The organism is Rhizobium sp. 01N48 (assembly GCF_056399145.1).
The window spans coordinates 1-18,849 of the sequence record NZ_JBFTQT010000001.1 but is presented as its reverse complement, the minus strand read 5'-3'; the positions used below and the strand labels follow the sequence as shown (position 1 = coordinate 18,849).

The following is an 18,849-nucleotide window of genomic DNA, read 5'->3' as shown; positions in this document are numbered from 1 at the left end:
ACAATATCGATGATCCCCTAGAATTCTTCGAATGGCTATTGAAAACCTACTCGAAGACGCCGAAGGAAAAGCTGCTAGAGTTCATGTCAAGCGACCCGAATGCCGCCGCCTTGACCCCGCTGCCTCAATCGGACTTAGCAGAAATCTATTGCGAGCGGCTGGTCGTGAACTTTTTGATGCAACACGATCCAACTAAACTACGGCCAGCATGAAAACTGCCTTGAGGAAAACGCCGCATAGTATCTACAGAACGTCGGTTGCCGAACTGCTTCGCAGAGAGTTCATAGGAATGTTACAGCCGCACAAAAGTCGGTGTGAATTGCATGATTATAGTCCGCAGCTGGGCTGTTGGGAGAATGTCCAATCAGAGCTGATTTCCCACCCCCTCAAACCATCAACCCCCGCACATACCGCCGCAGCTCGCAATCCTCGCGCGGCACGCGCTTGACGCTGAAAACCCCCTCGAAGGTCGATACCCCGATATGCGGCGAGCGCATCGATCTCGGCACCCGCTGCGCGTAGACCGCACCCTTTCCCGCTCTGATCTGGTCGATCAGCTCCGGCGTCATCCGGATCGCCGTCGAGTAGTCGCAGAAGGTGATCGGATGGGCGTAGTTGACGCCGGCCATGGAAAGGCTGGCCGCGACTGTCGGCGGGATCACCTCTTCGCTGTTGAACCCGCACGGCGCCATCGGAAAATTCTCGACGAACACCCGAACGATACGAGCGAAGATGCGCTCGTTGAAAAACTGCCCTTCCGCCTGCCCCGCGAAGTAGGAGGTCAGCCCGAGGCTGGCGACGAATTTGCGCACGGACCGGTCGCTCGCCACGTCTGTACGGAAACCGCCCCAATCGGCGGCAAGGTCGTAGATCTGCACGTGGCTGCCCATGGCGAATTTCGACATGTATTCGGCAAGGCCGGGCTTTACGAGAAGTTCGTTCGAGGACAGCAGAACGATGCGGTCGAAAGCTACGCCGCGCTCAAGCGCGTAGAGATAGTTGCTGACATGCGTGTGGAAGATGCCTTCGTTCCATCTCGTCTCGTATGAGCTCGGATTGATCAGAACATTCGGAAAATCGCACTGCCGCCGAAATTCGTCTTCGAGCGCAGCGGCGCCCGCCGATATGTGGATGACGATCGTGGCACCGGGGCAGAAGTGGTTTATGTTCTCGATCTGGTCCCGCACGATGGCGGGCATTTCATGTACTGGCAGGGAAAATAGGACTTTGGTCATCGACAGGCCCAGTCTTAGGAAATTGACGGCTTGGAGAGTTGGCGGCGTGGCATGAAACGGAAGGGCAGCTCAGCTGTTTTCCAGCTCGCCCACCACCTTGCTCCAGATCTCATGTCGATCGGCCGGCAGGCTGACCGCGTAGACATTCTTCAACACGCATGCACCGATATGAGCCGGCCGCAGGGCGCCCGGTCTTGCGCGCGCGTGAAGCGCGCCGTCACCCTTCGCGAGCTGACGGAGAACGCCCTCGGATATCTCGATCTGGGCGCTCGCCGCCGTGAATGTGATCGGCAGCGATATGTTCGTGCCGGCAAAACCGTGGCGCATGCCAAGCGTTGCAGGCACGATCTGCTCAGTTGGAAATCCGCAAGGCTCCATCGGAAACGCCTCGATGAAGACGCGCTCCAGGTGGGCGAAGACATCCCGGCTGAAGAACTGCCCTTCCGCCTGTCCTCCGGCAAAAAGAGGCAGCCCGAGAAGGGAGAGCATTTGCTTGACACCGGGAAAATTCAGGACTTCCGGCCGAAACCCGGCCCAGTTGTTCGCGGTCTCGATATTTTCATAGAGCTCGGTCTGCGCGCCGATCGTGAAACGCTTCGTATATTCGCCCAATCCTGATTTGATCAGCAGTTCCTGCGCCGAAAAAAGCACGATCCTGTCGAAATCGAGGGACTGGGCAACCGCATATTTGAAGTTGCCGACATGGGCGTGCAGGACGCCTTCGTGCGGTCGGACCGCGTAGGAATTGGGATTGATGAAGACGTTGCCGGCGGCGATGCGGTCAAGCACGTCGGGTCCTGGAGGCGTCGTATCTTTTGCATGATGGATGCAGATAAGAGAGCCCAGCGAGAAACGATTGATCGCCGAAATCTGGCGCTCAAGAATTTCCGAGTTGCCATCGGCAAGGATCGAGAAGAGTAGTTTGTCCATATAGGCACCAGCATGTTAGACGGCGATTGCGCGCATTCGACGACTAAAAACGGGCATCGTTGCTGCGCATGCCTTAGCTGTCTAAGCTGTCCCGAGGCTGTTTCAGATCTGTGGAACCTCGCGCGCAGGGCTTAACATCCTCACTTGACACCGATCAAAGCCCCCGCACTCCCGGTCCTTTACACTCCTCCAGGTTGATCCCACCAAGATCCAAAAGAGGAACCCCGCATGTATACCCGCATTCTCATCCCCACCGACGGCTCGCAACTGGCCACCAAGGGGCTGGATCATGGTCTGGCATTGGCGAAGACCCTCGGGCTGCCCGTCACCGTCGTTTGCGTGACGGTGCCGCTCGGCGGCCTTGCGCTGCAGGGCGTCGTGCTGGGGCAGGCGTTCGAGAGCTATGACCAGGGCGTCAGGCAAGAGCTTGCAGCCACCGAACTGTTTGTCCGGCATAGGGCGGCGGAAGCGGGCGTAGTGGCCGAATTCATCAACGAAACAGCCGTCTCGGCGGCAACCGGCATCCTTGACACCGCGCAGGCGCGCAACTGCGGCCTGATCGTCATCTCCTCGCATGGCCGCACCGGCATCGTCCGCATGATCCTCGGCAGCCAGACGCAAGACGTGCTGGCCAGATCGACGATCCCGGTTGTGGTCGTGAAATAGCGGCTGCACACCTATTTCACCGCGGCTGCAATCTGCGCGCACAGCATTTTATAGATGCCGGCGCTTCGTGCACCTCACACGCAAGCGCTCCGTTTACATGGCCGTTACACCGCCATTTACCGTTACGTACTTACGCGCGCGCGCATAAAGCGAAAGGCTCCCCTCGCGTCGGCTGACGACGATCGAGATCCGGCGGCACCGGCCGCCCGGCACAAGGGAGACCGCAATGTTGAACGATCCATCGGTGAGGAGCGCGTCATGACGAACTCACTCCCCAAGAAGCTGTTTTCGGCAACGGTCGCGGTCGCGATGGCGCTGACGTCGACCACCTTTCTTTCTCCGGCCAGAGCCCAGCAGGCAGCGCCGGCTGCCCCCGCGCCCGCAGCTGAATCCGCGGCGACGCAAGACACGTCCAAGCCCAACATTCTCGTCATCTTCGGCGACGATATCGGCCAGGCCAATATCAGCGCCTATTCCTTCGGCCTGGTGGGTTACAAGACGCCGAATATCGACCGCATTGCCAAGGAAGGCATGATGTTCACGGACTATTACGCCGAGAACAGCTGCACGGCGGGACGCTCGACCTTCATCACCGGTCAGGTCTGCCTGCGCACCGGCCTTTGCAAGGTCGGCATCCCCGGCGCGACTGTCGGCCTGCAGCCGCGTGACATCACCATCGCCCAGGCCCTCAAGCCGCTCGGCTACGCCACCGGCCAGTTCGGCAAAAACCATCTCGGCGACCGCGATGAGTTCCTGCCGACGAAACATGGCTTCGACGAATTCTACGGCAACCTCTATCACCTGAATGCCGAAGAAGAGCCCGAGCGGCCCTATTATCCGAAGGGTGACGAGGAATTCGTGCGGTCCAATGCCCCGCGCGGCGTCCTCAAGGCATCGGCGGACGGCAAGATCGAGGATACGGGTGCGCTCACCACCAAGCGCATGGAAACCATCGACGACGAGACGACGTCTGCGGCCATCGACTTCATGGACCGGCAGGTCAAGGCCGGCAAGCCCTTCTTCACCTGGATGAACACGACCCGCATGCATGTCTTCACGCATGTCAGGGACTCGATGAAGGGCCAGAGCGGCATGCCGGGCAACGACTATGCCGACGGCATGGTCGAGCATGACGGCGACGTGGGCAAGCTGCTGCAAGCGCTCGACGACCTGAAGGTCGCCGACAACACGATCGTCGTCTACACCACCGACAACGGCCCCAACCAGTTCTCCTGGCCGGATGCAGCAACAACCGCCTTCCGCAGCGAGAAGGACACGAACTGGGAAGGCGCCTTCCGTGTTCCCGCGATGATCCGCTGGCCGGGCAAGATCAAGGCCGGCGAAGTGTCGAACGAGATGATGTCGGGCCTCGACTGGTTTCCGACCCTGGTCGCGGCTGCCGGCGACGGCGACATCAAGGAGAAGCTTGCGAAAGGCACCTCGATCAGCGGCAACCAGTTCAAGGTTCACCTCGACGGCTTCAACCAGCTTCCCTACCTCAAGGGAGAACAACCGAAGTCCGCGCGTGACGAGTTCTTCTATTTCAACGACGATGGCGAACTCGTCGCCTATCGCTACGACAACTGGAAGATCGTCTTCTGCGAACAGCGTCAGCCGGGTGGCTTCGTGGTATGGGCGAACCCGTTCACCTGCCTGCGCGTGCCGAAGGTGTTCAACCTCAGGATGGATCCCTACGAGCGCGCTGATGTCGTGTCGGATCAATATTACGACTGGGTGATGAAGAACGCCTATCTCGTGCAGTATGGCGTCTACAAGGTCGCTCCCTTCCTGCAGACGTTCCGCGAATATCCCCCGAGCCAACGGCCTGCGAGCTTCAGCGTCGACCAGATGATTTCGGCGCTGATGAACTCGATCGACCAGGGTCCGGGCGCGAAATAGCGGAAAGCCAAAATTGCCGGGCGCGGGAAAATCGCGCTCGGCACATCTCGTCTATAGCGCCCATTTACGGACCCGCACCGTAAACGCATCAGGCATTTACCGTTGCGTACTTACCTCGCGCGCGCGCCTGCGCGATGCTGATCGCTTACAATCGGGAGACAGCGATGGCGCTTGCGTTCGAGAAGATCGGAACTTCGGAAGCGGCCCCGGAAGGAATGCGCTGGATCGAGGGCGGCACCTTCACCATGGGCTCGGACCAGCACTATCCCGAGGAAGCGCCGGCGCATCCGGTGACGGTGGATGGCTTCTGGATCGATGAAACGCCCGTCACAAATCGCAAGTTCATGGAGTTCGTCAAGGCGACCGGCCATGTGACCATGGCGGAGAAGGCGCCGGACGCGAGCGACTATCCGGGCGCGCTGCCGCACATGCTGCGGGCCGGCTCCCTGCTCTTCACGCAGCCGAAGACGGTCAATGGTACCGACATCTCGCAGTGGTGGAGCTTCAAGTTCGGCGCCAATTGGCGGCGTCCGCTCGGCGGCATCAGCGACCTGCGCGGCAGGCTCGACCATCCGGTCGTGCATGTGGCATGGTCGGATGCGAAGGCCTATGCCGACTGGGCGGGCCTCGAACTCGCCACCGAAGCCGAATGGGAATTCGCCGCGCGCGGCGGATCGGAGAGCGAATACGCCTGGGGCGACGAGCTCTCGCCCGATGGCAAGGCGATGGCGAATACCTGGCAGGGCATCTTCCCGACACAGACGACCAAGCCGAAGGGCGAGGAACGGACATCGGCGGTTCGCTCCTTCCCGCCCAATGGATACGGCCTGTACGACATGATCGGCAATGTCTGGGAGTGGACATCGGACTACTGGACGACGCGCCATCCGGAGCCCGCGAGACATTCCTGTTGCATTCCGAGCAACCCGCGCGGCGGCGATGCGGAGGCAAGCTACGATCCGCGACTGCCCGATATTCGCATTCCGCGTCGCGTGCTGAAGGGCGGCTCGCATCTCTGCGCGCCCAATTACTGCCGCCGCTACCGCCCCGCCGCCCGCCATGCCGAGCCCGAGGATACATCGACCAGCCATGTCGGCTTTCGCTGCATCAAGCGGGTTGGCCGCAAGGGAGAAGCGCGATGAACGCGATGGGACAATTGCTGACCGCCGTCCGCGCCTGTCTGCTCGCCGTCACCCTGCTTGCCGCACCGGCGGTGGCGCTTGCGCAGGAACCGCTGGCCTCGTGGAACGACACGCCTGCCCGGCAACGAATCATCGACTTCGTGAAAGCCACCACGACCGAGGGCAGCGATGGCTTCGTCGCTCCGGATGATCGTATCGCCGTCTTCGACAATGACGGCACGCTGTGGACCGAACAGCCCTTCTATATCCAGCTCGGCTTCATGCTCGACCGGGTGAAGACGCTGGCGCCTGAGCATCCCGAATGGAAGACCAAGGAACCCTTCGCCAGCATCCTGAACGGCGACGTCAAGGGCATCGCCCGGGGCGGCGAGATGGGGATGGTCGAGCTCGGCATGGCAACGCATGCCGGCATGACGACGGATGAGTTCGAAAAGATCGTGACCGATTGGTTCGCGACCGCGAAACACCCGAAATCCGGCCGCCCCTATACCGAAATGACCTTTGTGCCGATGCGCGAGCTGCTGGACTATCTGCGCGCCAACGGCTTCACCACCTATATCGTCTCCGGCGGCGGGGTCGAGTTCATGCGGCCGGTAACGGAAAAGCTCTATGGCATCCCGCCGCAACAAGTCGTGGGCAGCACCATCGCCACCCAATATGCGATCGTCGGCGATGTGCCGGTACTGAAGCGCCTGCCGAAGATCGATTTCATCGATGACGGCCCCGGCAAGCCCACCGGGATCAACAAGTTCATCGGCCGCAAGCCGATCTTCGTGGCCGGCAATTCCGATGGCGATTACGAGATGCTGCGTTGGGTCACGGCCAGGAAGCCCGGCTTCGCCCTCATCGTCCACCACACCGATGGCGCGCGTGAATATGCCTATGACCGCCAATCCGCTTTCGGCAAGCTCGACAAGGCGCTGGACGAGGCCGAACGCCGCAACTGGCTTGTCGTCGACATGAAGAACGACTGGAAGAAGGTCTTCGCCTTCGACCAGTAACGCCAGCGACGATGACCGATCTTATTGCACCGCGACTGGCTTGGTGATCGACAGCGGCATCGAGATCGTCAGAAACACCGAGTCTCCCTCTGCACGGTTCTCGGCGGCGAACTCGTGGAAATATTTGATCCGCGCCGAGATCGGCAGCTCGCCGGCCTTGAAGTTCCAACCGATCGTCGCACCGATCGCCGCCACGCGTCCCTTGAACGGGCCGAAGGCGCCCTCACCGCTATCCCCCGTCAGCTGGTCGTAATAGTAGCCCACCAGACCGGCGTCGAACTGCTCGTTGAAATGCTGGACGGCCGCCCATTCGAAGTGGAACTCGGTGCCGGTGCGATAGTTCGTATCCGGGTTCTCGCCGTTGAAGGTCACGCCGATTGCCGCAGAAAGATCGAGCCCGATCTCCGGATCGAGCCATGTTCCGGCAGCGCTGACATCGGCACCCCAGCGATGGAAGGCGATGTTCGAGATCTCGCCATCCTGGTAGTCCCCGATCGGGATGTTGACGAGAACGCCGGTGGTCCAGTGGAAATTACCGGCATCCCAGCCGAGCGTGCCGCTGACGAGCGGATCGCCAACGGTAAAGATCGTATCCTTCGTCGCGCCGGACAAGACGCCCCCACCAGGGCCTGAGAGCGTTAGATCGGCGATCGTCTCTTGCCAGCCGACAGGGATGGTCGCGCCAAGCCCGAGCCGGCCGCCCATCACTTCCTCAGGAATGACCCACATGACGGTCGGCGCCGCGAGCGCGGCCTTGCCCTCGACGCCGACGGCGACGCGGCCACCGGTCGGAAGCTGCGTGCCGCCGCCGAGATCGCCCTTATAGAGCCAGATGTCGTTTTGAAGGTAGACGCCGGGTGGCGGAAGAATACCCGCGGCAGGCCCCTTGCCGCCGAGCAGATAGAAGCCGGCACCGCGTTCGGCGGCGGTGGCCATGTGCGCGCAGGCCAGCATCGATGCGCCGGCAAGAAGCGCTCCGGTCAGAAATCTCAGTTTCATGCTCTTCCCCTCATTCGTCCCGCGGCAGGCCCTTCGCTACCTTGGAACCTTCAATCCCCCCATCCGCCGTCACAAGTACGCAACGGTAAATGCGCCCGTAAATCACTGCCCCGCAATGCTCGCGACCGCCTCGAAGCTCGCGCCCGCCTTCCCGAGCCCTGTCTCAAGACTGGCGACGAGATCGGCCCGAAGCTGCGCCATCTTCGCCGCCTGCCGGAAGGCCGCAATAAATGCCGCCCGATCCGTTGCCGCCTCCCCCAGACGCTGCCCAGCGCTCTCCGCACCGAGTTCGCCAAGAGCGGCCACGCGAATGGCGCGCGTCAGGATATCGTTTCCCAAGGCCTGCTCGGCGGCAAGCGACGCCGCCGACCACCGGCCGTTCCGGTAGGCATCAAGCGCCAGCACCAGCGAGGCGTCGCGCGGCGGCGTTTCCTCCATCGCGACAGCCTCCCGCGCGAGGTCGTTCGCCGCCTTGAAATAGCCGGCGGAAAACAGCACGAGGCTGAGCGACGCGGCATTCGCCGAATTGTTGGGATTGAGCGCCATCGCCCTGTTTCCGGCATCGATCGCCGCATCCAGCCGTCCGCTCGCGAAACGCGCCGCCATCAGCGCCCCCTGCGCCCGATCGGACAGAGGTGCGGTGGAAACCGCAGACTTCGCCATCTCAAGGGCTTGCGGAATGGTTGCGGTATCGCGGGCATAAAGCCGCGCCAGCATTGCGCTGGTATCGGGATCCTGGGGATCACCCGCCAGCGTCCGCTCCAGGCATCCGCGAAGCCCTTCGACGCCGCCGCTTTCACTACCGTCGAGCATGAATTCGGCTCTTGCAACGCAAGCGTTGCCCAAGGAATCTACCGGAGCCTCCCGGGCCTCGAGCGCATTGATCACGCCGCGCGACGATGCGATCTGTCGCGCGACCGCGCCGGCGATCTCGAGCCTTATCGTCGCCGGCTCCTTGCCCTCGGTCTCCACCCGCTCCAGTCCCGATTTGAGCAATGTGCCGCTCGCGATATCGACAACCTGCCACCAGACGGAGCGATCATCGCTGTCGGCGTAATATTTGAGATCGACCTCGTATCCTCGCCGCGCCGGCTGCGTCGGCGATCCCGGCCTCGTCACCACGATCGTGCTGAAGGCGGAGAGAGCGGTCAGCAGCGTGTCGCGGGCAACGCTCGCCTCGCCGGCCATGTCAGGCGAGGCCGCGCTCATCATGATGGTGACGGCAGGCTTCAGCGTCACGGCAGGACGGTCGATGGCTTTCCAACCAGCAGCGCCCGCAAGCACAAGCAGCCCGACGCACAGAGCCGCCGGCATCCACCGTCGTGAGACCAGCGGAAGCGACGACGGCACCACGGCGCGCCCTTCCGGTATGCCATCGGCGAGCGCCGGATGCGGGAGACGCGCAAGCAGCGATGGCGCGACCTGTGCACCGCTACTGACGACCTCCTGCGGAAACAGAGCGACGTAGCTGCCCTTCGGAATATGGACGGAGACACCCAGTTCGGCGCCGAACACGGCATAGTAGCCGTCGAGCGCGGCTCTGAGACGGCTGATCTCGATCCTCACGATCGGATCGATGGACGCATCGAAATTGCTGGAGCGGCCGAGCACGTCAAGCGCGATGGAATAGGCTTTTACGCCCTCGCGGCAACCCGCAAACCGCCGCTCGGCGAGATAGCGCAAGATATCGCGCTGTCGGTCAGATACCCTGAAGCGGCTGTCCGAGAGAAGCCGTTCCAGCTCCATCTCGGCCTCTTCAAGGCTGACTTCGCATGCCCCCTCACCGTGTACTTCAGCACTCATGGGCCGCCCCCGATACGCACTGGTCACTAAAGCAGAACAGGAAAACTATCGCGCACTTAACATTAAGTTGCAATACGAAACGCTAACAAGCCCGATAAATGATACAGTTCGCGGCAAATCCGTCTCATTTCGGCATATGCGAATTCGTGCGTAGGATGTGCTGGGTTACATCATCCTCGATACCGGAACAGAGCCCTTCATATTCGCTGGTCCGTGCGAGGTCGCCGCTCCGGCGAAACGTCTCGAGTGCGACCGCAGCGATTTCATAGGCCTCGAAGAGCTCGTCGAGATCGCGCGACCGCAATGCAGCGGCCTGCAGTCCCGCGCGCAGGCCGGGCAGCTTCAACATCAGCCGCGCCAGCCCTCGCCGCGCCGCATCGCTGGTCGTTCCTCCTGCCCCTCCCTGCCTGCTCATCGTCGTGAAGGCCTCCACGCAAGGGTAATCGAGAAAGACTAGAGGCAGTGCCTCATCGGCGTAAGTACGCAACGGTAAACAGCCCGCTGTTACGCTGGCACGACGGGGCCGGCGCGCCACACGGGTCGATTTTTGCAGCGGGAAACGTCCAGTTCTCAATCGGGAACGGATTGAATAGCGAACCGGTCAGCCGAGTAGGCAGAGGCAGCGCAAGGCAGCGTCGACATCACTGCGGCTTACCGACCGGATCGGCGTTCTGAATTCCTTCGCGCCCAGCCGGCTGGACGACACGCTGTTGCGCCGCCCCCACCCGGATCCACCATGTATTCGACAAGACGGGGGCTGCAAGCGCGCCGTCGTGCGGATTGGGCTTGATGACATCGCGGACGGAAATCATGGCGCCCGGCGGCGTGCGTCTGGCCGCCTTCTCCTGCGCCAACAGCGTCGGCGCCTGGCCGGCGACCGCGGCGGCGATGACGGATGATGTGAGCGATACTGTCCTGTTGCACAGCATGAGCATTCATCCAGCGGGAGATGAAAGAGAGTGTAAGGCCGAAAGCCCGAGGAAGGGAAGTGGCTGCTGAAAATACTGTTGCCAAGGGCTATGCCACAATGCGAGATCGGTTGGTTTCGCCAGCACTTGCAGGCGCCGACGACGAAGAGCAAGGACGCATTGAATGAAGACCAACCCGCCGCTGCCGATGGGCTATTCCGAACTTCCGCGTGGCAAGCTCGCCAATGTCGTGACGTGTCTCGAAATGCGCGAGAAGCCGGACGTCAGTGTTCCCGCCCCGGGCACCCTGCGTTTCGAGCGCTGGCAGGCGCCTTCGCTCGACGACTATCGCAAGCTGTTTCGCGAAGTCGGCGAGAATTGGCTCTGGCTTTCGCGGCTGATCATCAGTGATGAAAAGCTTACAGCGATCATCCATGATCCCGATGTCGAGATTTACGTGATCCTGTCGGAAGAAGGTCGCCGGATCGGTCTGCTCGAGCTCGATTTTCGTGAGCCCGGCGAATGCGAGCTGGTGTTCTGCGGCCTCGTTCCCGATGCAATAGGCCAAGGCGCCGGCAAGCTGTTGATCACCCAGGCGGTTGCCCGCGCATGGGCGCGGCCGATCAACCGCTTCTGGCTGCACACCTGCCACTTCGATCATCCGTCGGCGATCTTCTTCTACCAGAAGGCCGGCTTCAAACCCTATGCCTTCCTGGTCGAGGTGATCGACGATCCGCGCCTTTCCGGCCATATGCCGGAGACAGCCGCTCCGCACGTTCCCCTGCTTCGCCCCTGACCGGACAACCGGTCAGGACAAGAAAACAGCGGCTTTATCGATCATAACGCCGGCGCATCTCTGCCGCCGCCAAAGGCAGGGCCGCACTTGCGACCGCACCCAGCGGCAGCCGCCGCAGCAATCTGGTTGCGACAAAGGTGAAGGCCATGGCGCCGGCAAGCTTCGCCCATGGGTAAGACCCGAGCTGCTCGTGGGCGCTGGCATCAGCCCATTTGGCATTGGCGCTGACAACCGTGCCCGCCTGCTCACGAATGACGTGAAGCCGGGCGCGCAGATTGTCGACCTCCTCCTGAAGCCGCCGCAGCGATCCTTCCTCGTCGAGCATGTCTTCATCGGCCACGTAGTCGTCTTCGAGCACATAATCGGCCGGCGGTCCTTGCTGGCCCTCTTCGGCGGGCGCGTCGGCCTCAAGAGCGGCCAGGTGCTCCTGCAACGCAGCCTCCGTCTCAAGTCCTTCCGGCTTGCCCTTTTTGGCCCGCGTAGCCTCGCTTGTCTTCATCGATACAGCCGACGACGCGGCGACGGCCGGATGCTCGCGAAGCTCGTCGGCGGCGATAAACACGTCGGTCTCCCCCGCTTTGTGATCGGGATGCGACACCTCGACATCGACGCTGTCGGCAAGCTCGAGCGCCTGCTCCGCATTCATGATGCCCACAGCCACGCGCCCTTCCTCGGAGGTAACGGCGACTTCGACGATGGGCGGCTTCGACTTCTTTTTCATGCCAGTCGCGTTTTTCATGCAAGTCTCCTTTGGCAGGGAAACACCTGCAGGACTCGATGGGTTCCATGACAGCTCAATCAAATTCGCTGCGGCAGACCGTCTCTGGAACGCAAGCCTCCCAATCCCCATATATGTCTGGACCACGGAGCAGATGTCGCAACGAACCGCGATCCGCCTTCCGCGATAACCCACACAATGGATTGGAGACAGGGGATGGCTCAAGCCACACGAACGGCTGCGTCCGACGGACCCTATGATGCGGTCACGCTTGCCAAGAAGCACCGCATTTCGGTCGAGGACGCCAAGCAGATCATCGAGCAATATGGCGACGACCGCAAAGCGTCCGACAAGGCCGCGCGGCGCATCGCCGTGTGAAACACAATGCGGCGGCCAGAAACCCAGGCCGCCGCACACTTTAAAAATAGTTATTAAATAACAATAGATTGCCACCAATTGCGGAATCATATCGCCAAGCGGCTCAACAGACGCTCGAAGTGATCAGCAAGACCTCAATCGAAACGCAGCTTGCTCTTCTGCTGCCCCGCATCGTCGAAATTGTCGGGATCGAGCCAGGCCTCGTAGCCGGCCTTCAGCCTCGGCCAGTCGGCATCGATCATCGCGAACCACGCCGTATCGCGGTTCTTGCCCTTGGCCACCATATGCTGGCGAAACACGCCTTCGAAGGTGAAGCCGAAACGCTCAGCCGCCTTCTTCGATGGCTCGTTCGAATTGTTGCATTTCCATTCGAAACGGCGATAGCCGAGCTTGTCGAAGGCGAGCTTCGCGAAGAGATAGAGCGCCTCGGTCGTCACGCGGCTGCGCGCGATCGCCGGCCCCCACAAGATGTTGCCGATCTCGATCACCCCATGCGCGGCATCGATGCGCATCAGCGCCTGGCGCCCCTCAGCCCGGCCGCTACGCTTGTCGATGACCGCGAAGAACATTGGATCCGCCGACACCTCGGCCTTCTCCAGCCACGCGGTGAAGGCTGCCATGTCGGCGGGAGCGTCCTCGAAGAGGTAGCGGAAGCGATCGTCGGCGCCCGGCTGCTGCGCCGAGGCGAGCAGGTCTCGCCCATGGCGGCCGGCATCGAGCGGCTCGAGCCTGACATAGCGTCCTTCGAGAGCAATACGCTCCGGGCGCTCCACGCCCTTCCAGTTCGAGAGATCCATCGAAATTCCCCATTGTCGACATCAGGCGGCCTTGCCTCCTCGGCTGAGGAAACCGCTGTACGGATATGCTGTTTTAGAGTCTGACGAATTACTTGGCGAGGTCTAATTTGGCCAACGGCGATCTCAGGACCGCCGCCGTCACAGCGGGGGAAGAAGCGTGAAGAGCTCCTGCGCGCGGTTGACTCCACGCAGCGCGTGCTGGCCGATCGACGTCAGGTCGATCTGCGTCGAGGGAACGATCGCCGCAAAGCTTGCCGACATCAGCACCTTGCGCTGCAGCGACCGACAGAGCGACACGATGCGGCTGACCTCGTTGACGGCAGGGCCGATGACCGTGAAGTCGAGACGGTCCTTGCTACCGATATTGCCGTAGAACACATCGCCCATATGCAGGCCGAGATAGACGTCCGTGACCGGCCGGCCCTCGATGCGGCGCTGGGCGGTCAGGTCGGAAAGCCGCTTGTCGAGCAGCGTCCGCGCCTTCAGCGCCGAAAGACAGGCATCGCTCGGCTTCTGCCCCTTGAAGATCGCAAGCGTCCCGTCGCCCATCAGCTTCAGCACCTCGCCTCCCGCCTCCTGCACCGAGGAAATCACCGCATCGGCATAGTCGTTGAGCATCGGAATGATTTCTTCGGGATCGACAGTATCTGAAATGTGGGTGAAATTGGCGAGGTCGGAAAACCAGAGTGCAGCCGAAATCCTGTCGCTGCGCCCGCGTGTGATCTTGCCGTGCAGCACTTGGTTGGCGGCGTCGTCGCCGAGATAGACCTTGGCGATCGTTCCGGCAACGCCGCTGACTGTCACGCATTTGACCGCCAGTGCCAGGCAGGGAAGTAGCTCGCGCAACGCCGCCAGATCGCACGGCGAAAAGCCATCGGCGGCCCGCGTGGCGAAATGCGAGAAGAAGCAATCGATCTCGCCGATCGCCCCCTCATCGCCGAAACGATGGGCCATGGCGACAAAGTCGGTGAAACCCGCGGCTTTCAATTCGTCCAGCAGAAAGAACTCGGCGTCATCGCCACGGATGAAAGATCGGCGAACCTCGTTGGTGCCTTCGACCTCAAGATAATGAAACGCCGAGCGCAGCCAGTTGTCGGCGAAGTTGCCCGCCCCGGCGACGCCATAGGCCGAAACGCGCTCGACGGCCTCCAACGCGTCCCACCGGAACGCACGTCCCTCATAAAGCGGATGCAGCGTGTCGATGACGGCAACCGACCGGCCGATCGGCAGACCGTTCGCGACGCAACGCTCGCAGAACCCATCAAGCAGGTCGGCTTCGGAGAGGCCTTTCAGCCCGCTCTGCATCAGCCATTTGGTAATTTCGATAACGTGGCGATCGTCCACGGATGTCTCCTGATCCCAGGCGTTCTTCGAATGGCAAGCATTCACAGGCTACCGGGCATTGGTAGGTTCAGGCATGCGCGGACGGGCTTAATCCGCGCATGCCTCGTCACGGCCCTTGAAGGACCCGTGGGCCGTAACGTGTTGGATCATGTGGGAGGCGCCGAGCCGGCTGCCTCACGCGACTGTTCGATCACTCGATGATCGTGACGCTTGCCGTGCGTCCCGCCACCAGCGCAGCACCATCAGGCGCCCCGTCGAGCGTGACGCGAACCGGCACGCGCTGCGCCAGGCGAACCCAGGTGAAGGTCGGGTTCACATTGGCAAGCTGGGCACCCGTATCGCTGCGCTCGCGATCTTCGATGCCGCCTGCAACGCCGGTGACGCGTCCCTTGAGCGGCGTCTCGCTGCCCATCAGGTAGACCAGCGCTTCATCGCCGACCTTGATGCGATCGAGCTTGTTTTCCTCGAAGTAGCCGGAGATGTAGTAGGAGTCGGTATCGATCAGCGCCGTTACCGCACTGCCCGCCGTCACGTAGTTGCCGGGACGCATCGAGAAGTTGGTGAGCACGCCGTTGACGGGCGCGCGCACGACCGAGCGGTCTAGGTTGAGCTGCGCGGTGTCGCGGCTGATGACGGCCTGGTTATAGGTCGCCTCGTCCTGCTGAACGGTGGTCTCCGCCTGCTGGATCTTCTGCCGGGTGACCGAGCTCTCGCCGAGTTTGCGGTAGAGATCGAGATCGCTCTTGGCCATGTCGAGCGCGGCCTTGCTGCTCTCCATCTGCGCCTCGGCCTGGCGCAGCGCCAGTGCAAAGCGAGCCTGGTCGATGCGGAAGATCACATCGCCCTTCTTGACCGTCTGGTTGTCGGTCGCATCGACTTCGCTGACGATGCCGGAAACGTCGGCCGCCAGGTGAACGACGTCGGCGCGCACCTTGCCGTCACGCGTCCACGGGTCGTTCATGTAGTAGTCCCAGAGATGCCAGCCCAGCACACCCGCCAGCGCCACGACGACGCCGGTCAGAAGGAAGCGGCCGGAATAAGCAAGAAGCGATTTCATAATGACACCTTATTCAAAGATAGCGCGAGTGCGCCGAGCAGGCAGAAGTACATGGCCGTATCGAAGAGTGGCCGGTGCCACACGAGACGATAGAATCCGATGAAGGCCAGGATCCGCCGCAGGATGGAGTTGAGAAAGAAGGCCACAACGGCGATTGCTGCCAGCGTGGGTATGAAGACGCCATAAAGATCGAGTTCCGGTCTCATGCCGCGTTCTCCTTTGCGAGTTGTCCGCCGGCCTGAATGGTCGCGTCAGGCACCACGAAGCGCGCATCCGGATACAGATTGTAGCGAAGCGACGTGATGGCCCGGCGTGCGCCCTCGACGGCCGACGACGGATTTTGGTGAAGAAGGTCGGCCAATGCCTTATCGATCGCCTTCAACAGGCCCTCGCCCGCCTGGGCGTGACCATGTTTTTGCTTTTGCTGATAGAACTCGGCAATTCCCGACAGTACCTCGGCGACATCCTCGCGGCTGTCGCGGGTCAGGAGCTGGCGGTGGCGCTGCAGTTCCATTGTATTCAAGCCATTGCGCAGATCGCCCAATATGTCGTTCTGGGCGACGGCCGATTCGACCGGAATGCGTGCCAGGCGCGGTGCAACGAGACCGAAGCGATCCACCATGCGGTAGAGCATCCGCGCGAAATCCGGGGCATCCGACTTGCGCGCCACGGCGACAATATCCGCCCAGCCGGCGCGCAGCACGCGATAGGCCGTCCACTCTGCCCCAACCGAGCGCACCAGCACTGTCGTTCCACAGGCGATGACCAGCCCGATTACCGTGGCTACGTTGGAATTCAGGAACGACGTCATGTCGAGGTTCAGTCGATCCTGAAGGCCTAGCATGGTCGGGAAGTTCACGCCGAAACCCAGGCCGTAAATCATCAGCGACGGCTTTGGCATCAACACGCCTGCCGGAATGAGCACGAGTCCCAGGGCCGCAGCCAGCGGAACGTAGCCGTGGACGAACGGCAGCAGGCCGAACTGGAAGACGAAGGCGGCAATGACGGCGAAGATCGAGACATACATGAACTTCAGCATCATCGGTGCGGGATCGTCCATCGTCGAGAAGATGCAGCAGAGCACGCCTGCCATCATCGCCGCGGCACCACCCTGCGACCAGCCGGTGAGAATCCAGAACGCGGCGGCGAGAAAGGTCGCCAGCATGACCGAAAGACCGGAGTGGATGGCCATGCCGTAGTCGCGGTGGATCGGCGCGCGGTCGAAGAGCGTACCGAAACGCTGCCAGCGCAGTTCGCGGCGGCCGCCGGTTTCGATATCCTCGCGCAGCGCCAGACAGTCGCTCCAGATCTGCAAGAGGTCGCGCAGGCGGGAGGTGAAATTATGGGCGAGAAGGCCGTTCCATTCCTGCTGCTCCCGGCCCTCCTGCTCGGTCTTTTCCATCAGCGCCAAAATTTCCTGCCGCTCGACCTCGCCATAGGAGGCCTCATGCGACAACAGTTCGGTCACGCGGCCGATCAGTTCGTTGGCCGATGGGGTCAGCTTGCCGTCGGTCGCCTTGCGGAAGGCGTGAAGAAGATCGGCAAGACCGGAAACGACGGGCAGCATGGCGACCATGCGCTGCTGCAACGTGCGTGTGCGTCCGACCATGTCGCGCAGGCCCGATGTGTYGTAGGCGACGTGCGTGGTGAAGCTGTGCAGATCGACTGCGTCAGCCGCCAGCCTGCGGGCGGCGGCGTGAAGCGCGTCGCTTTTGTCGGTGCTGTTGAGCGTGCTGGTTGCGAGCGCGGCGACATCGCGAACCCAGCTGTCGATTCGCTCGGCAAGGACAGGTCCGGCATGGCGCGGAAAGACCAGACGGCTGACAAGCGCCGCACAGATGATGCCGAGCGCGATTTCCTCGACGCGGGCGACGGGATAGGTGAATGCGGTCTCGGGACTGGCAACGATCGGAAAGCTGGTGAGCGCGGTCGTGTAGCCGGCCAGCATGAAGGAATAGCTGCGCGGCGTGCGGTCGAGCAGGCTGACCGCGAGACAGAACGCCATCCAGAGCGCGATTGCCAGCGTCAGAAGTTCGGGCGAATCGACGAGATTGGGTACGAGTATGATGGTCATGGCGCCGCCGATGGCGGTACCGATAAGGCGATAGATCGCCTTCGACGTGCTCGCGCCCGACAGCGGGTGCGCCACGATGTAGACCGTGCCGACGGCCCAGTACGGGTTCGTTAGATCGAAGCAAAGCGCGATGAGAAGCGCCAGCATTGCCGCGATGAAGGTCTTGATGGAGAAAACGACATCCCAGATGCTTGGGGCGATCGTGTTATGGCTGCTCGTCATTATCCTGCGTTCCGGTTATCGCCGCGGTTCGATCCGCGACGGCGCGCAAAACCTCGATAGCGGCATCGACCTGTTCGGGATCGAGATCGCCAAGGATTTGCTCTCGCAACTTTGCCGCACAACGTTCGGCGCGCTCGGCGACCGCTGTGCCCTCTCCGGTAAGCTGCACCAGCTTGATCCTGCGGTCCGCCTCATCGGCGACCCGGCAGATCAGGCCATCATTCTCCAAACTGTCGAGTACGCGCACGAGTGTGGGGCCTTCCACGCCCACCCGTTCGGCCAGCACATTCTGTGGAATCCGGTCGCCATGGCGCAGCAACGCGATAAGCGGTGCGGCACTGGCGTCGGAAAGTTTGTGGTCGGTCAAAGCGGCGTTCAGCGCTCGGCGCCATCCACGCCCGCAGATCATCAGCAACGGTGCGAACTCGGTCCAGGTCTTCTTCATGTTCGTTGTCATGGAATTAGATAACATCCTATCGATTTGAATTCAATGATATTGCTGCATAGCTGCCATTCGATAGTTAGCGAACTCTTATCCGCCCATTGTCTGTGATCCCCCTCTCAACGCGCCGAGCCCCCTCCTCGCGAAGCTTGCCATGCGACTTTGCCGTGCAACATGGAAAGTAAAAATTAACCATAAGCGATAATAGATTGTTAGCGAACCGCCTTGCGGTCGTTGCCTATGGAGATTTCATGCGCCGCATTGCAATTCTTGCCGGATTATCCGTTCTCGCGGGCTGTGTGAGTGGCCCGGATCATGTTCCCCCGGAGATGCCCCTCCCGGCCAAGTTCAATGAAGGCTCGGCCAAGGCCGACGGCGACGTCTCGACGGTCGCGTGGTGGACCGCTTACCGCGACACCCGCCTGAACGGACTGGTGT

Annotated in this window: 19 protein-coding genes and 1 pseudogene; 7 read left to right on the top strand and 13 right to left on the bottom strand. The window is 61.7% G+C overall.

The window, feature by feature from the left end; genetic code table 11:
• Positions 1 to 386: 386 nt before the first annotated feature.
• Together AC1DOG_RS00100 and AC1DOG_RS00095 are read right to left on the bottom strand one after the other, a co-directional pair.
• Positions 387 to 1,235: a hypothetical protein gene (locus AC1DOG_RS00100; RefSeq protein ID WP_477926368.1), complete on the bottom strand. Its 849-nt coding sequence runs from the start codon at positions 1,233 to 1,235 to the stop codon at positions 387 to 389.
• Positions 1,236 to 1,304: 69 nt separating this feature from the next.
• A complete protein-coding gene (locus tag AC1DOG_RS00095; RefSeq protein ID WP_477926367.1) occupies positions 1,305 to 2,165 on the bottom strand; it encodes a hypothetical protein in 861 nt (286 codons plus the stop codon).
• 228 nt (positions 2,166 to 2,393) lie between these two features.
• Here AC1DOG_RS00095 and AC1DOG_RS00090 point away from each other — a divergent pair, with 228 nt between their 5' ends.
• The 4 genes from AC1DOG_RS00090 to AC1DOG_RS00075 all read left to right on the top strand — a co-directional run bounded on the left by AC1DOG_RS00090 (position 2,394) and on the right by AC1DOG_RS00075 (position 6,873).
• Positions 2,394 to 2,831, top strand: a complete 438-nt coding sequence (locus tag AC1DOG_RS00090) for a universal stress protein (RefSeq protein WP_477926366.1) — start codon at positions 2,394 to 2,396, stop codon at positions 2,829 to 2,831.
• Between the two features lie 258 nt (positions 2,832 to 3,089).
• The gene (locus tag AC1DOG_RS00085; RefSeq protein ID WP_477926365.1) at positions 3,090 to 4,730 is read left to right on the top strand and encodes an arylsulfatase; all 1,641 of its coding nucleotides are present in this window, start codon (positions 3,090 to 3,092) and stop codon (positions 4,728 to 4,730) included.
• 164 nt (positions 4,731 to 4,894) lie between these two features.
• Positions 4,895 to 5,872, top strand: coding sequence for a formylglycine-generating enzyme family protein (locus AC1DOG_RS00080; RefSeq protein WP_477926364.1), 978 nt, complete (start codon positions 4,895 to 4,897; stop codon positions 5,870 to 5,872).
• Positions 5,869 to 6,873 carry an HAD family hydrolase gene (locus AC1DOG_RS00075; RefSeq protein WP_477926363.1) on the top strand — a complete coding sequence of 335 codons (1,005 nt, stop codon included), beginning with the start codon at positions 5,869 to 5,871 and terminating at the stop codon, positions 6,871 to 6,873. The genes AC1DOG_RS00080 and AC1DOG_RS00075 overlap by 4 nt, the downstream gene beginning before the upstream one ends.
• Positions 6,874 to 6,894: 21 nt before the next feature.
• On the opposite strand, the gene AC1DOG_RS00070 is transcribed toward AC1DOG_RS00075, so the two are convergent.
• From AC1DOG_RS00070 to AC1DOG_RS00055, 4 genes are all read right to left on the bottom strand, one after another.
• Positions 6,895 to 7,872, bottom strand: coding sequence for a transporter (locus tag AC1DOG_RS00070; protein WP_113012070.1), 978 nt, complete (start codon positions 7,870 to 7,872; stop codon positions 6,895 to 6,897).
• Between the two features lie 102 nt (positions 7,873 to 7,974).
• On the bottom strand, positions 7,975 to 9,675 hold the full coding sequence (locus AC1DOG_RS00065) for a tetratricopeptide repeat protein (RefSeq protein ID WP_477926362.1): 1,701 nt from the start codon (positions 9,673 to 9,675) through the stop codon (positions 7,975 to 7,977).
• 124 nt (positions 9,676 to 9,799) lie between these two features.
• Complete coding sequence (locus AC1DOG_RS00060; protein WP_477926361.1) at positions 9,800 to 10,090, bottom strand: hypothetical protein; 291 nt, start codon at positions 10,088 to 10,090, stop codon at positions 9,800 to 9,802.
• A gap of 226 nt (positions 10,091 to 10,316) precedes the next feature.
• Positions 10,317 to 10,604, bottom strand: a complete 288-nt coding sequence (locus tag AC1DOG_RS00055; RefSeq protein ID WP_477926360.1) for a hypothetical protein — start codon at positions 10,602 to 10,604, stop codon at positions 10,317 to 10,319.
• A 163-nt stretch (positions 10,605 to 10,767) separates the two neighbouring features.
• Here AC1DOG_RS00055 and AC1DOG_RS00050 point away from each other — a divergent pair, with 163 nt between their 5' ends.
• On the top strand, positions 10,768 to 11,379 hold the full coding sequence (locus AC1DOG_RS00050) for a GNAT family N-acetyltransferase (RefSeq protein WP_477926359.1): 612 nt from the start codon (positions 10,768 to 10,770) through the stop codon (positions 11,377 to 11,379).
• Positions 11,380 to 11,413: 34 nt separating this feature from the next.
• Here the strand turns inward: AC1DOG_RS00050 and AC1DOG_RS00045 are convergent, their stop codons facing one another.
• Positions 11,414 to 12,118 (bottom strand): hypothetical protein, encoded by a 705-nt coding sequence (locus AC1DOG_RS00045; RefSeq protein ID WP_477926358.1) that lies wholly within the window; start codon positions 12,116 to 12,118, stop codon positions 11,414 to 11,416.
• A 195-nt stretch (positions 12,119 to 12,313) separates the two neighbouring features.
• On the opposite strand from AC1DOG_RS00045, the gene AC1DOG_RS00040 reads away from it, so the two are divergent.
• The gene (locus tag AC1DOG_RS00040; RefSeq protein ID WP_477926357.1) at positions 12,314 to 12,475 is read left to right on the top strand and encodes a hypothetical protein; all 162 of its coding nucleotides are present in this window, start codon (positions 12,314 to 12,316) and stop codon (positions 12,473 to 12,475) included.
• A gap of 134 nt (positions 12,476 to 12,609) precedes the next feature.
• Here the strand turns inward: AC1DOG_RS00040 and AC1DOG_RS00035 are convergent, their stop codons facing one another.
• The 6 genes from AC1DOG_RS00035 to AC1DOG_RS00010 form a co-directional block, all read right to left on the bottom strand.
• On the bottom strand, positions 12,610 to 13,272 hold the full coding sequence (locus AC1DOG_RS00035; protein WP_477926356.1) for a GNAT family N-acetyltransferase: 663 nt from the start codon (positions 13,270 to 13,272) through the stop codon (positions 12,610 to 12,612).
• Positions 13,273 to 13,410: 138 nt separating this feature from the next.
• Positions 13,411 to 14,616, bottom strand: a complete 1,206-nt coding sequence (locus AC1DOG_RS00030; RefSeq protein ID WP_477926355.1) for an adenylate/guanylate cyclase domain-containing protein — start codon at positions 14,614 to 14,616, stop codon at positions 13,411 to 13,413.
• Between the two features lie 190 nt (positions 14,617 to 14,806).
• Positions 14,807 to 15,673, bottom strand: a complete 867-nt coding sequence (locus tag AC1DOG_RS00025) for an efflux RND transporter periplasmic adaptor subunit (RefSeq protein WP_113012467.1) — start codon at positions 15,671 to 15,673, stop codon at positions 14,807 to 14,809.
• The gene (locus AC1DOG_RS00020) at positions 15,670 to 15,879 is read right to left on the bottom strand and encodes a DUF1656 domain-containing protein (protein WP_047515002.1); all 210 of its coding nucleotides are present in this window, start codon (positions 15,877 to 15,879) and stop codon (positions 15,670 to 15,672) included. Before AC1DOG_RS00020 ends, AC1DOG_RS00025 begins: the two co-directional genes overlap by 4 nt.
• A complete protein-coding gene (locus tag AC1DOG_RS00015) occupies positions 15,876 to 17,969 on the bottom strand; it encodes an FUSC family protein (RefSeq protein ID WP_477926354.1) in 2,094 nt (697 codons plus the stop codon). The genes AC1DOG_RS00020 and AC1DOG_RS00015 overlap by 4 nt, the downstream gene beginning before the upstream one ends.
• Positions 17,953 to 18,414 (bottom strand): MarR family winged helix-turn-helix transcriptional regulator, encoded by a 462-nt coding sequence (locus AC1DOG_RS00010; RefSeq protein WP_183796194.1) that lies wholly within the window; start codon positions 18,412 to 18,414, stop codon positions 17,953 to 17,955. Before AC1DOG_RS00010 ends, AC1DOG_RS00015 begins: the two co-directional genes overlap by 17 nt.
• Positions 18,415 to 18,662: 248 nt before the next feature.
• On the opposite strand from AC1DOG_RS00010, the pseudogene AC1DOG_RS00005 reads away from it, so the two are divergent.
• Positions 18,663 to 18,849: pseudogene (locus tag AC1DOG_RS00005) on the top strand (efflux transporter outer membrane subunit); the annotation flags it as partial.